This is a genomic window from Flavobacterium sp. NRK1, assembly GCF_024054175.1.
In the GTDB taxonomy this organism is placed as follows: domain Bacteria; phylum Bacteroidota; class Bacteroidia; order Flavobacteriales; family Flavobacteriaceae; genus Flavobacterium.
Genome location: NZ_JAMXLA010000001.1, coordinates 521332 through 535788, shown reverse-complemented (window position 1 = coordinate 535788; position 14457 = coordinate 521332). Strand labels below are relative to the sequence as shown.

Below are 14457 nucleotides of genomic sequence, written 5' to 3'. Positions count from 1 at the left end.
ACACCGCTTGGAAATAGCAATAATATTATTCCTGATTATTTTGAATGGTGTTTTCTCGATGTCTGAGATTGCACTTATTTCTGCACGGAAAAACCGCCTTGAAACCGCTGCAAAAAAAGGGAATGCCAGTGCGCAGGCTGCGTTAGATCTGGCAAATGCGCCAAATAAATTTCTTTCTACGGTACAGATAGGCATTACACTTATCGGTATTTTAACGGGTATTTATTCTGGTGATAAAGTCACGGGCGATGTAAAGCTGTTTATAGAGGGTTTTGAAGTTTTAAAACCTTATGCAGAAAATATTGCAGTAGGTGTAGTAGTGGTAATACTAACATTTTTTTCATTGGTTCTGGGGGAGCTGCTTCCTAAAAGGATAGGCCTTAATTTTCCTGAAACCATTGCAAAAATGGTAGCAATACCAATGAAATACATTTCTATAATTACAGCTCCTTTCATTTGGCTGCTTACCTCATCTACTGATTTTTTATTAAAGGTTTTCAGAATCCGCCCTTCGGCAGATGGTAAAGTAACAGAAGAGGAAATAAAAGCCATCATTAAAGAAGGAACTGAAGGGGGAGAGGTACAGGAGATAGAACATGATATTATGGAGCGCGTGTTTCATATTGGAGACCGTAAGGTAAATTCGTTAATGACACACAGAAAGTCGGTAGCTTATTTATCTACTGATGCCAATAATGAAAAGATCCGTGAAATAATGCTGGAGGAGCTGCACTCGGTATATCCGGTAATTGATGGTGCAAGCCTTGACGATGTTATAGGTATTGTGCTTTTAAAAGATATCTTTGCTAATTACGACAGAAAAAACTTTATACTTAAAGAAATAGTAAAAGAACCCGTTTACCTTATTGAGCATACTTCGGCTTATAAAGCCCTTGAGATATTCAAAAAAACAAAGGTGCATTATGCGCTTGTTACAGATGAATATGGTGTATTCCAGGGAATAATTACACTAAATGATATTCTGGAGGCTCTTGTAGGAGATGCATCTGATTTTTACGAAGATGAATTCAGGCTTGTTGCAAATGAAGACGGCACATGGCTTGTTGACGGACATTATCCGTTACATGACTTTTTAACCTATTTTGACCTTGATGATCTTACTAACGATTATGAGGTAACTACTGTAAGCGGCCTTGTCATGACAGAATTGTCATATATACCTAAAGAAGGTGAAAAACTTGCCTGGAATCTTTATGAGCTTGAAGTAGTAAAAATGGATGGAGTTAAAATTGACAAGGTAAAAGTGAGGTCAATTAAAGAGTAGTTTAAATTTTTAACCAATTATATTAACAATTAACAAACCAAATTAACATGAAAAAAATTTTTCTTTAGCAGTTTCTGCTTTTGCACTTATTGCATGTAGTAAAGATCCTGGTTCAATTTCAGGAAATGTATTTTATAAGTACAATGATTATGTAGGTAATAAGCCTGATGCTGGTAGTGAAGTTAAGCTTTACAACATTGATAAAAGTGCTGAACCTGCTACGTATGAGTCAACAACGGATGTTCAGGGTAATTATAAAATTGAAAATGTGGTTCCTGCTGAATATCTTTTATTTATTCAATCTAAAGCAACTACTGCTAAAGCGACTGATGTTTTGAGTCAATTAACAGCAAATGCTAAAGAAGTCAAAGATGTTTTTGAAATTGATACAGAAAAATTAAGTAAAGATACAGAGGAATTAAAAGATATTGAGACAAAAAAAGATCAGGCATATTCTGATGCGATGAAATATCTTGATGCAGGAGATAAATATATTGATGAATATGGAAAGCTTATGAAGGAAGGTAGCGCAAAACTTAAAGCTATATTGGAAGGAATGCCAAAAGACCTTCAAAATTCATTAGCTATTTCAGAAGGTTATGGCCCTAAATTGGAAATTAAGAAGATCACTGTTGAAGAAACTAAAAATTCTCAGACAAATACAGATTTTGGTATTACTTACAAATAGTAAATAAAATAATAAGCAATAATAAAACCGGTAAATAGTCACCGGTTTTATTATTTTATAGGGTTCTGCTATTTTTACTAAAGTCATGATAAAATAATACGGTCCAGTTTTCTGCTTTTGCCTTTTGCTCCCATGTTTGTCGTAACTCCATGGCTTTTTTACCCTCATAGTCGGTTTTGTAAGCTATATGAAACTTTAGGTAACTTTTTTGAGGAAGGTTATCGGCACCAAAAAAAGCGGTAGTGTTATCTTCTTTTATCCGGAACACCTGATGAAAAGGAGAATGCCCTCCAGTAACTTCATAAGTTATATATTCTCCTATAGAACCTTTATCATTATTCATAATAACCAGATTGGGTAATGATGGCAATGCTTTAATGTAATCCTGATTAAAGGAATGGCTTTCAGTTTGCGTAAGTGCGTAATCAAGTTCCCTTTGCTGAAAATATATTTTTGCATTCGGAAAATTAGATGTGAAACCATTATCTGTAATTTGCCCGATCCCTTCAATATGGTCCTTATGTAGGTGCGATAGTAAAACTTTTGTTACCTGTTCTGCTGTAAAGCCGGCCTCCTCGATCAATTGTATAATAATCGGTTTTCCATCCTTAAATATTCCAAGTCCTGAATCTAATAATATAAGGTCATCAGGTAATTCAATTAAAAAAGGACAAATTGCCATTTTTAATAATGCCGGATCGGCTGTTTCAACTTCCTCACGGTTTATAGCTGTAAAAATTTTTGTTTTAGTTACAGCAAATATGCCCTCATTGAGTGGTATGATCTTCATGTTTTAATTCATTTACCGCAAGGTAATAAATGAACATTAATTAATAACACATGCTGCGCGAAATAGCGTAAATAGGCAAATTCATAAAAATAACTTACTTTTGCATCCGCAACCACAAACAGTAAACATTTTAATCGGAAAGAATGACAGAAGGAAATTTTGTAGATTATGTAAAGATATATGTGTCTTCCGGTAAAGGAGGTAAGGGATCTACACACTTACACAGGGAAAAGTTTATAGAAAAGGGAGGTCCTGATGGTGGTGATGGCGGCCGTGGCGGCCATGTTTATCTTATAGGTAATAAAGGACTGTGGACATTATATCATTTGAAGTTTGCAAGGCATATTAAGGCTACACATGGTGGTGATGGAGGAAGTGCGCGCAGTACAGGTGCTGATGGTGAAGATAAGTATATTGAAGTACCGCTGGGAACAGTAGTACGCGATAAGGAAACAAACGAAATACTTTTTGAAATTACCGAAGATGGTGAAAAGCAAATTGTAGCCAAAGGGGGTAAAGGAGGATTAGGGAACTGGCACTTTCGCAGTTCTACAAACCAGACGCCCCGTTATTCACAGCCGGGAATGCCGGCAGAAGAGCGTGACATTATACTAGAACTCAAAGTGCTTGCAGATGTCGGCCTTGTTGGTTTTCCAAATGCGGGCAAATCTACATTGCTTTCTGTGCTTACTTCTGCTAAACCTAAAATTGCAGATTATCCTTTTACAACTTTAAAACCCAATTTAGGAATTGTTGCCTACAGGGATTTTCAGTCATTCGTAATTGCAGATATACCCGGAATTATTGAAGGTGCTGCAGAAGGTAAAGGGCTTGGGCATTACTTTTTAAGGCATATTGAACGTAATTCAACATTATTGTTTTTAGTGCCGGCAGATGCGGAAGATATTAAAGCACAATATGATATTTTATTAGATGAACTGCGAAGGTATAATCCTGAAATGCTTGATAAAGACAGGCTGGTGGTAGTTTCTAAAGCTGATATGCTTGATGATGAGCTTAAAGCAGAAATGAAGCAGCAGCTTGATAAAGATTTTAAAGGGATACCGTATATGTTTATCTCATCCGTGGCACAGCAAGGGCTTACAGAACTTAAAGATAAACTTTGGCAGATGCTTAATGCTGAAACTGAATAATAAAAAACATATCTATAAAAGAAAAGAGGCGCTGTACAGCGCCTCTTCTCTTTTATAGAAAATATTTGAATTTTATAATTTATATTAAACTAATATTCAATAGGTTAATGTTAACTCTAATTTAAAATTACAGTAAAATGTTAACAATTGCTTAACAAAATAATTTATCTTTGTGCCGAAAAATAAGTAGAATAATGCTACTTAAGTGATTTTAATAATATGAAATTCAATTATAAAAACAGTCTGACTGTTTTACTTATAAGATTGTTTATAGTATATGTGGTATTTATGCTGTGCCGCTTAGCCTTTTATTATTTTAATAATAATCTTATAGATCCTATATATAGAAAGGATATTATAAGTCTTTTAAGGGGGAGCTTGATGTTTGACACGGTTTCCATAATATACCTTAATATGCTGTTTATATTTCTTTCTCTTATTCCTTTTCTTTTTAGGGAAAAGAAAGGCTATCAAAAAACTTTATTCTGGATTTTTATGGTTACAAATGGTCTTGGACTTTTGGTAAACGTTGCCGATATATTTTATTATCCTTTTAAACAGGCCAGAATAGTATTAGGTGATTTTTTTCTATTAGGAGAAGATGCATTTATACCCTTACTTGCCGATTTTGTGGTTGATTATTGGTATGGCTTTGTTTTCTACTTCCTTTTACTGGTTATTTTATATCAGGGCTACAAATGTTCGTGCGAAGGCAGTGAAAATATGATTTTCAAACCAAAAAACAACAAAAAATATTATACAATTAATAGTGCCTACCTAGCTGTAATGACTATTGTTGTTATTTTTTTTGTGAGAGGGGCAACTTTTTCGGCAGCATCATTTCCAATAGGTATGAATGATGCTTTTTTATACACAGATAATCCTACACATACCTCAGTAATACTTAGTAATCCGTTTTGTTTTATCAGAACTTTAAATAAATCCAAAGACGTACCGTCATTGCATTATTTTGATGATAACATAGCAGAAAATATTTATCCTACCACGCACAAAATTATTGACTCTAAAGAATTTGATATTGACAGGAAAACAAATGTTTTCGTAATAATACTAGAAAGTTTTGGTAAAGCACATATTAAAAGCCTTTCAGACCAGTTTAAACCCGATCAGGAAACAAATACACCTTTTTTAGATTCTTTATTTCAGCAAGGTTATTTATTTACAAACGGGCATCAGAACGGAGCCCGCTCTATAGATGCATTGCCAGCAATATGGGCATCTATCCCATCTTTTAAAGAGCATTTTCTTTCGCTGCCTAATTCGGTAGCACCTTATTATGCCTTACCGGCATGTATGAATGAAATGGGATATGAAACCGCATTTTTTCATGGAGCTGTAAAAGAGTCAATGGGGTTTGTGTCATTTGGTAAGAATACCGGAATTAAAAATTTCTACTCGAGAAATGAATATGAAGAAGAGAACGGAAAAAAAGATTTTGATGGTAAATGGGGTATATGGGATCATAAATTTATGCCTTTTGTACATAAAAAAATAAATAAGATGGCTAACAGCAACAAGCCATTTTTTGCTACATTTTTTACACTTTCGTCACATCATCCTTATGCTATACCTCCGGGATTGCCCAAGCAATTTAGTGAGGGTACAATGCCTATTCACCGCGCTATAAAATATTCGGACTATGCCCTTGGCGAATTTTTTAAGAGTATAGAAAAAGAACCTTGGTATAAAAACACGCTTTTTATTATAACTGCCGATCATTCATCTGGTGCTGATAGTAAAAAGTTCAGTAAAGCTCCTCATGATTATACAATTCCTATTTTTTTCTTTAAGCCGGGTAGTAATATGAAAGCTAAAGATGATAAGGTAATGCAGCATATTGATATTATGCCTACATTATTAGGTATGCTGGATTATGACAAACCTTATTTCGCTTTTGGTAAAGATCATTTTAATAGGGAAGATTCTAAAAACCACTTTGCTGTAAATTTTTCTAACAGTGCTTTTAATTTTATTACAGATGAATATTATTATTTGTTTAATGAAAAAGACGTTTTGGTAAAATCTGATTACAGGAAAGATCCCTTAGGGCATAACAATCTTATTGAAAGAAAAACACAAAAAGATGATGAGAATATACAAAGGTTTAAAGCTTTTGTACAGGAATATTATACCCATGTAAGCCAACGGGATTATTTACCGGAACCTGATAAGAGTAAAAAGCTGGCTATGATTACTAAAAAGTAAATAGGAGTAGCAGATAATATTCTATCGATATAATTTTTCTCGTATATCAATAAGTATATTTTCTGCTTTTTCCTTATCAGGATGATCGGGAAGGTGAGAAGTTATATAGTGTTTCTCAATGGAGGCAATAAGATCATCTGCCATTTTTAATAAAGAGTTATAATCCTTGTTTCCCATTTTAATATCTAAAAGTTCCTCACGATTGCTTACACGGATATTAATTTTACCATTCGTGAATATTTGGTTAGCAGACTGTAGCAACCTTATAGTATGCATCATGTTTTTAGAATCGTAATCTTTTCCATGCTTCTTATTTGTATTATAGCGTTCTTCATTACGCTTTTCAATCCATAGCCAATATTCTCGATATTCTTTACAATAAGAAGAATAGGCTTCCTGATTGAAATACATATGTGCTAATGCTATTTCACCTTTATTGATAGAAGAAACTGAAACTTCATTGGATATGTCTTTTTGCATTATTCCCTTATAGCCTAATATTTTTTTTGTATCATAGAATAAAGCATATACTCCTTTTGCATGGGGTATGTTCACAAGTCCACATTGCTCCTGTGTCATTTTGTTTTCTTCAAGCCATTGTTTTAATGGAAGTGAATTATTACCTGAAAGTATAAAACAATAATCGAGTATACTTTTCTTTTCTTTAGGAATAGGGTTAACAATTTTCTTTTTAAGTCCTCTGGCTTTTTTAATTTGAGTAATAGCATAACCGGCAAAACTATCTTTACACATTTTAGACAAGAAATCTTCAATTTTTAATTTCTCCCAGATAGGGTGTCTATATATTATACAATCATCGGGAGTGGCGAGGATTTCTAATATGTTAGGATTGTTTTTTATTAGTAATTCTACAAAGCGGCCAATTTCATAATATACTATATCATTAGTTTTATTACTTATTTGAGGTATATATTCAAGACCAAAAAACTTTTCTTTTGGCATATAAAATACACCCTTAATATCGGTGTCAGAAGTTGGAGTGTTAAGGCCAAATGATTTACTTCCGGATATTACTTCCAATAAAATAAGTCCTTTATTTTTTATATCCTCAATTGTCATTTAGTTATTGTTTTATTTCTGCTCTGAAAAAATCTTCAAGCTTTGAATTTATTTTTTTTCCAGGATTCAGAGATGAAGCTTTTTCCTGGTTGTTATTAATGGTTTTCAATAGAAAATCAGTTATAATCTCATCTTTTGGATGCAAATATTTTTCTTCTTTTTCAGCTTTTATTTCCCTTAACATAATCGTTTTTTCTTGAATTTCTAAAGGAGCAATAGGTAATAGATCGTCAAATGCTACAGGAGGAAAAGAATTATTTTCAATAATCCATTTTCCCGCAAGTGCTGTTCTTAAAGCATAAAAGTAATTTTTAAGTTTAACGTGTTCTAAATTACATGCTTCCATAAAGTTTTTTGTAGTACCCAAATAATGATGAAGCGTTGCAATAGGAGAGAAGCAGTCTGCAGCAAAAAGATGCATCTGTTTTACGAATGAATCATTACTATAATAAACTATAGGCGAATATAACCATTCAATTAGTGGGGCATTAGATTTCGCAAGAAGCTTTAATGCTTTGGCAAGATCCCAACCTGAGCCATCAAGATCCTGATCAGTCATGAATTCGATTACATCTGCTTTCTCCCATAGTGATAAATACCACGAAGGCTCATTTTTATAAATAAACCGTATATCATAGTCACTATCAGGAGAAGCAAAGCCCCAGGCCCTGCTGCCTGATTCCACAGCATGTAATATAGTTATTTTGTTTTCCTCTGCAGTAAATCTCAATTTATCAGTTATAAGTTGGCTCATTTAGTTTAAATTTTGACGAATTTACCAATATTTTTTAGATTACTCATTGCATATAAACTATGGTATTCTTGATTTATCAGCGTATAATTTTACCAAATTCGCAAAATAAAGTATATTCGCACCACTAAACTTAAAATAGTTAATCATTCACTGTAACAATAATGAACTTGTAGTGACTATTAACTACAACTATTAACTTTATCCACAACAAATGAAAAAATTAATTTTATTCCTTACCATGTCGCTTATGGTTCTTCCTGTAAGAGCGGACGAGGGAATGTGGTTCCTGATGTTTATTGAGCGTCTTAACCACAGGGATATGGAAAAAATGGGACTGCAGTTAACCTCTGAAGAGATTTACAGCATTAACAACCATAGTTTAAAAGATGCTATCGTTCAGTTTGACGGAGGCTGTACTGCAGAGATCATATCTAAAGATGGTCTTGTGCTTACTAATCACCACTGTGGTTATGAAGCTATTGCTGAACTTTCCAGTCCTGAAGCAAACTGGCTTAAAAATGGATTTTGGGCTGCTAACCGAGAGGGAGAGCTTAAACCAAAAAGTCTTTCTGTCCGTTTCTTTGTAAGAATGGATGATGTGTCAAAAAGAATACTTGGGAAAGTAAATCCTTCTATGACAGAAGCCGAAAGAGAAAAAGCAATACAACAGGAAAGTGCTGTTATTGAAAAAGAAAATAGCGAAAACGGTAAATATGTAGTTTCTGTTCGTCCTTTCTTTCAGGGTAATGAATACTATTATTTTGTTTATCAGGATTATAACGATGTTCGTTTAGTAGGTAATCCTCCTGAAAGTATTGGTAAATTTGGTGGAGATACAGACAACTGGGAATGGCCTCGTCATACAGGTGATTTCTCTATGTTTCGCGTATATGCAAATCCAGATGGTAGTCCTGCAGAATATTCCCCAAACAATGTTCCGCTTAAACCTAAACATTACCTTCCGGTAAGTTTAAAAGGTGTTCAGGAAAACGATTTTGCCATGATTCTTGGTTACCCCGGCCGTACTAACCGCTGGATGCCGGCTGCCGGTATAGAGCAAAATGTTAAGTTTGCTTATCCTGCATGGGTTGAGTCGTCTAAACTGGGAATGGATAAAATGAAAGTGTACATGGATAAGAGCGACAAAGTGCGCCTTAACTATGCTTCAAAATATGCTCAGGTAGCTAACTACTGGAAAAACCGTCAGGGAATGATAGATGCGCTTACTAAACATAAAACCGCAGCTACAAAAGCCAAAGCAGAAGCTGATTTTAATAAATGGGCTAATAAACCTGAAAATAAAGCTAAATATGGTGATGTAATTGCGACAATAAACAATTATTATGCTAAAACTAATGAAAAGGCACGTCAGGATAATTATCTTATAGGTATGCTTAGAACAAGTGCTTTTGCAGTAACACCTTATAGTTTAGGCCGGGGTCTTGAACAATATACAAATGCTAACGAGCCTGGAAGGGCAGCTATGAAAGAAGACCTTGAAGCTTATATTGATGAGGCATATGGTACAATGTATGAGCCAATAGAAAAAGATGTTCTTGCTGCACAATTACATTTATATGCAACAAAATCTACCGGATATGAAATAGCACCTCTTGTTGCAAAAATAGGTAAGGAAAATAATTACGATTATACAGCATATATCAACGATGCGTTTGCAAAAAGTATATTTGCTTCAAAAGAAACTTTAGAGGCTTATATGGCTAATCCTAATATAGAGGTATTGAAAAACGACCCTTTATATTTACTGTCAACAGATCTTTTAAATCAATACAGGGCTAAGTCTGAAGAGCAGCAAAAACTTGATGCAGAATATTCTAAAGCATTCCGTTTACTTGTAGAGGGTATGAGAGAGGCAAATCCGGATGCTAAATACTATCCTGATGCTAACAGTACGCTTCGTTTAACATATGGTAAAGTTAGAGCGCTTCCTAAAGATAAGAGAAATGACGCTAAGAAAAACTACTATACTACTATGAAAGGTGAAGTAGCAAAATACAAACCAAATGATGAAGAATTTGACCTGCCAAAAAGATTATTAGATCTTTATGAGCAAAAAGATTTCGGTCAGTATGCAGATAAAGCAGGTTATATGCCTGTAAACTTCCTTACAGATAATGATATTACAGGTGGTAACTCAGGTTCTCCGGTACTTAACGGTAAAGGTGAGCTTATAGGTCTTGCTTTTGACGGTAACATTGAAGCTATGGCTGGAGATGTTATTTTTGACAAAGACCTGCAAAGAACTATAAATGTAGATATTCGTTACGTACTTTGGATTATAGACAAGTACTCAAATGCAAAACACATAGTTGACGAAATGACAATCGTGAAATAATTTCGATTATATAATTAAGTTCATATTGAAAGATCCGTTCCTCACTGAGGGGCGGATTTTTTTGTTTAGCAGTAATTAATTCTATCATTTTGGCTACATTTGACATCTTAAGAAATAATAAGAATGCGTACACATTTTATAGCTATAGGCGGTGCTGCCATGCACAATCTTGCACTGGCACTTCACTCAAAAGGATATCAGGTAACAGGCAGCGATGATGCCATTTTTGAACCTTCTCTTTCCCGACTTCAAAAGAAAGGATTATTACCTGCTGAGATGGGGTGGTTTCCTGAAAAAATAACTGCCGATATTGAGGCTGTAATATTAGGAATGCACGCCAAAGCAGATAATCCTGAATTGCTGAAGGCTCAGGAACTGGGACTTAAAATTTATTCGTATCCTGAATTTCTTTACGAACAGTCTAAAAATAAAACCCGGGTGGTAATAGGTGGTTCTCATGGTAAAACTACTATTACAAGTATGATATTGCATGTTATGCATTATCATAATATAGATGTAGATTATATGGTAGGTGCCCTGCTTGAAGGTTTTGATACGATGGTTCATCTTACTGAAGATAACGACTTTATTGTGCTTGAGGGTGATGAATACCTATCTTCACCTATGGATCGCAGGCCTAAATTTCATCTGTACCAGCCAAATATAGCTTTGATAAGCGGTATTGCCTGGGACCATATCAATGTATTCCCGACTTATGAAAACTATGTTGAACAGTTTGAAATTTTTATTGAAAAAATTACAAACGGAGGTATTTTAGTATATAACGAAAATGATCCTGAAGTAAAACGTGTGGCAGAAGCAGCTACAAATCCTATACGTAAACTGCCTTATCATACTCCTGATTATACTGTGCAGAATGGAGTTACCTATCTTGAAACACCGGAGGGTGCTATGCCTATCGAAGTTTTTGGAGCACATAACCTTAATAATCTTGCAGGAGCGAAATGGATCTGTCAGAATATGGGTGTAGATGAAGCCGATTTTTATGAAGCTATAGCCAGCTTTAAAGGTGCAAGCAAACGCCTTGAAAAAATTGCTGAAAATGGTAAAAATGTAGCTTATAAAGATTTTGCGCACTCACCAAGCAAAGTGGTTGCTACTACAAAAGCAGTGAAAGAACAGTATCCTGAAAAAACACTTATTGCCTGCCTTGAACTGCATACTTACAGCAGTCTTAATGCAGAGTTTTTAAAGGAGTACGAAGGCGCTCTGGATAATGCAGATGTTGCTGTAGTTTTTTATTCGCCCGATGCAGTAAAGATAAAACAGCTTGAAGAAGTTACTTATGAACAGATAGCGAAAGCTTTTAATCGTGAGGATTTAATTATCTATACCAACCCGGCAGCGTTTAAAGAATATCTCTATGAACTTAAATATGGGACAGAAGGCGTAGCTTTATTGCTTATGAGTTCCGGAAATTATGGAGGACTCAATTTTGACGAAGTTAAAACACTTATTTAATAAGGAAATCACTTTTAAAAAGCCCTGTTGCAATTATGTAACGGGGCTTTTTTTATTGCATTGCGGTAATGAATAATTGGTGGCTTATTTTTTTGATAATCAAATATTTATTAGCTGTATGTCGCTTAAAAACCAGTGTTTTGTCACTTTTTTTCCAATTGTTTTCTGCGTGAAGCTATAAATTCTAAATAAAATATTAGCTAATCTTGCGGAAAATAACCGAGAGGGAAATACTAAGGTTAAGATCAGTTACCATAGTTTAAAGTATGACTGTTAAAACTAATGATGCCACATGTTAGTGAAAGAAATTAGGATTTGGGCTGCTTTTAGATATGCAGAAAGTAGTGCGTCTGCATATTATTGTAATATTAGGTTTAGCATAGTTTAAGCAGCCCTTTTCCTTTTTTATAATTATAAAATTTTTAAAACAGGTGCATAAAGATTATGGGTGAATTTAGGGTATTACATTAATATCTTTATAGCCCTGTTTTATTTAAAGCATTTTTTTTCGGTGATTTTTCCGGTTATGGTTTGTAATGAATACTATTTTCGAATGGGAGAAATTGCTATGATTTCTTTATGATATGCCTGGTCAGGGCATAGTAAAAGAGTTTATTACTTTACCTTATGATCGTGGAACATGGTTATCATCGTTTTTTTTATCAGGCTGTAGGTTAAGCAGCCTGATTTTTATTTTTTATACCGGTAATGCCCTTGAATAGGATAGTCAAACAGGCAATCATCTATTACCTGTCCGTAGCCAATGTTATGTACTATTTTATATCTGCCTGATATTGATTTTTTATTTATTACAATACCTATATGGGGTAATTTTCCATTAAGACGCCATGTCACAATATCACCGGGCTGATAATCTGCTGCATTTTGGGTTATTGCTTTTTCTTCTCCTTTTCGCTTAAAGAAAACTTCAAGGTTAGGTACCCTTCTGTGATCTATATTAGTATCAGTCGTTTTTAAACCCCAGGTTTTAGGATATACTTCAAAATGCTGCTTCATGTCAAGGTGCACTTCTTTTTGAAGGTCTATTCTAAGTTTTCTATATGCTCTTATTACTACATCAGTACAAACACCTTTGTCATTTGGTACATCACCGTTAGGATAAGGGATAGCATAATAAGCCGGATCGTATTCTACATTATCTTTGGTTAATGCTACCGCAGCATCACAGAGTTTTTCATAAAAATCTTTTTGAACGGATGGTTTAGTAATCACTTTTTTCTCATAATGGAGAGGAGGGTGAAAAACTAAAGATAGTAGTAATAATAAGTGTTTCATAATGAGGTGGTTTAATAGGAAAACGAAATAATTATTAGTTATAGTATATCTGTAAGTAGCCTTTTTATTACATTAGTAGCATACAATCTTTATTATGGAGGGGAACCAGGGAACTTTCTCAATTAAATACTGGGCTGAAGATGATAAGCCACGTGAAAAGCTTATGCTTAAAGGGAAATCAGCGCTTAGTGACGCCGAACTTATAGCTATACTTATTGGTTCCGGCAGCCGCAACGAAAGTGCAGTAGAATTAAGTAAGCGTATATTGGCCAGTGTAGATAACAATCTCAATGCATTAGGTAAACAAAGTCTGCAACAGCTTATGGATTTTAAAGGTATAGGAGAAGCTAAGGCTATTACTATTGCCGCTGCAATGGAATTGGGTAGAAGAAGGCGCGATGAGGCAGGAGTTGATCTTAAGCGTATTACTTCCAGCCGTGCAGTATTTGAAATTATGCAGCCTTTAATTGGCGAACTCCCGCATGAGGAATTCTGGATATTATACCTTAATAATTCTAATAAGGTTACTTACAAGGCACAGTTGAGCAAAGGCGGAATTACAGGCACTGTAGTAGATGTTCGTATTGTATTCAAAACCGCTTTAGAACAAAATGCAACAGGAATTATATTAGTGCACAACCATCCTTCAGGAGCATTACAGGCAAGTGAACCCGATAAACAAATAACCCGACAGCTAAAATCTGCAGGACAGGCATTAAGTATTAATGTACTGGATCATGTTATTGTAACCGAAACGGGGTACTTAAGTTTTGCTGATGAAGGAATGCTTTAAAAGATTAATCTTCTATATAAGATTTGTTTTACTATTTCCTGTAACAAAATCTGCGTTCAGTCGTTATTTTTAAAAGGGATATTATGAGTAACGAAACATCTGAAGATAAAAGCTGGCTGAAACGTAACTGGAAATGGTTTGTTCCTTTTAGTTTTTTACTAGTATTATTGGCTGTATTACTATTGGGATCTGCTGGTAATGCTTCAAATTTTGCAACGGCTTTTAAAGATGAGGTTCTTTATAAAAAAGCTATAGAAAAATGTAATGATAATGAACAGGTACAAAAAGTATTAGGCCGGCTTTCGGATGTAGATAAAATGGCTATACTGGAAAGTACTGTTGATTATAGAAATAATAACCAGAAAGTAAAGCTGTCTGTAAGAGTAAATGGTAAAAAAGGTAAAGGGAAATGGATGTTATTGCTGACAAAATCAGAGGTGAATGGCATTATAGTCTAGTTAAAATAAGAATGAAAAATCCTAAACAGGAAATTATAGTTTTAGAATAATCATCAATCAAAATAGAAACTGTGAACCAAAAGGTTCACAGTTTT

The 14457-nt window shown here is 34.4% G+C and carries 12 protein-coding genes; 8 read left to right on the top strand and 4 right to left on the bottom strand.

Features of this window, described 5'->3' with window-relative positions; translation table 11 throughout:
* The first annotated feature begins 7 nt into the window (after nt 1-7).
* Both NHE85_RS02695 and NHE85_RS02690 read left to right on the top strand, forming a co-directional pair.
* A complete protein-coding gene (locus tag NHE85_RS02695; RefSeq protein WP_256474493.1) occupies nt 8-1285 on the top strand; it encodes a hemolysin family protein in 1278 nt (425 codons plus the stop codon).
* A gap of 268 nt (nt 1286-1553) precedes the next feature.
* Nucleotides 1554-1973 carry a hypothetical protein gene (locus NHE85_RS02690; RefSeq protein WP_252809424.1) on the top strand — a complete coding sequence of 140 codons (420 nt, stop codon included), beginning with the start codon at nt 1554-1556 and terminating at the stop codon, nt 1971-1973.
* 55 nt (nt 1974-2028) lie between these two features.
* Here the strand turns inward: NHE85_RS02690 and NHE85_RS02685 are convergent, their stop codons facing one another.
* Nucleotides 2029-2763 carry an MBL fold metallo-hydrolase gene (locus tag NHE85_RS02685; protein ID WP_252809422.1) on the bottom strand — a complete coding sequence of 245 codons (735 nt, stop codon included), beginning with the start codon at nt 2761-2763 and terminating at the stop codon, nt 2029-2031.
* A 143-nt stretch (nt 2764-2906) separates the two neighbouring features.
* Between NHE85_RS02685 and obgE the strand changes: the two genes are divergently transcribed.
* Nucleotides 2907-3917, top strand: coding sequence for a GTPase ObgE (gene obgE / locus NHE85_RS02680; protein ID WP_252809419.1), 1011 nt, complete (start codon nt 2907-2909; stop codon nt 3915-3917).
* A 219-nt stretch (nt 3918-4136) separates the two neighbouring features.
* Nucleotides 4137-6143 carry an LTA synthase family protein gene (locus NHE85_RS02675; RefSeq protein ID WP_252809417.1) on the top strand — a complete coding sequence of 669 codons (2007 nt, stop codon included), beginning with the start codon at nt 4137-4139 and terminating at the stop codon, nt 6141-6143.
* 21 nt (nt 6144-6164) lie between these two features.
* Here NHE85_RS02675 and NHE85_RS02670 read toward each other — a convergent pair whose 3' ends face one another.
* Together NHE85_RS02670 and NHE85_RS02665 are read right to left on the bottom strand one after the other, a co-directional pair.
* Complete coding sequence (locus tag NHE85_RS02670; protein ID WP_252809414.1) at nt 6165-7223, bottom strand: DNA polymerase beta superfamily protein; 1059 nt, start codon at nt 7221-7223, stop codon at nt 6165-6167.
* 4 nt (nt 7224-7227) lie between these two features.
* Nucleotides 7228-7977: a nucleotidyltransferase domain-containing protein gene (locus NHE85_RS02665; RefSeq protein ID WP_252809412.1), complete on the bottom strand. Its 750-nt coding sequence runs from the start codon at nt 7975-7977 to the stop codon at nt 7228-7230.
* 211 nt (nt 7978-8188) lie between these two features.
* Here NHE85_RS02665 and NHE85_RS02660 point away from each other — a divergent pair, with 211 nt between their 5' ends.
* Together NHE85_RS02660 and murC are read left to right on the top strand one after the other, a co-directional pair.
* Nucleotides 8189-10333, top strand: coding sequence for a S46 family peptidase (locus NHE85_RS02660; protein WP_252809410.1), 2145 nt, complete (start codon nt 8189-8191; stop codon nt 10331-10333).
* A gap of 123 nt (nt 10334-10456) precedes the next feature.
* Nucleotides 10457-11815, top strand: a complete 1359-nt coding sequence (murC, locus tag NHE85_RS02655; RefSeq protein ID WP_252809407.1) for a UDP-N-acetylmuramate--L-alanine ligase — start codon at nt 10457-10459, stop codon at nt 11813-11815.
* A gap of 690 nt (nt 11816-12505) precedes the next feature.
* Here murC and NHE85_RS02650 read toward each other — a convergent pair.
* Nucleotides 12506-13111: a DUF1287 domain-containing protein gene (locus NHE85_RS02650; protein WP_252809405.1), complete on the bottom strand. Its 606-nt coding sequence runs from the start codon at nt 13109-13111 to the stop codon at nt 12506-12508.
* 94 nt (nt 13112-13205) lie between these two features.
* On the opposite strand from NHE85_RS02650, the gene radC reads away from it, so the two are divergent.
* Nucleotides 13206-13904: a DNA repair protein RadC gene (gene radC, locus NHE85_RS02645; RefSeq protein ID WP_252809403.1), complete on the top strand. Its 699-nt coding sequence runs from the start codon at nt 13206-13208 to the stop codon at nt 13902-13904.
* Nucleotides 13905-13987: 83 nt separating this feature from the next.
* On the top strand, nt 13988-14362 hold the full coding sequence (locus tag NHE85_RS02640) for a hypothetical protein (protein WP_252809401.1): 375 nt from the start codon (nt 13988-13990) through the stop codon (nt 14360-14362).
* Nucleotides 14363-14457 lie beyond the last annotated feature (95 nt).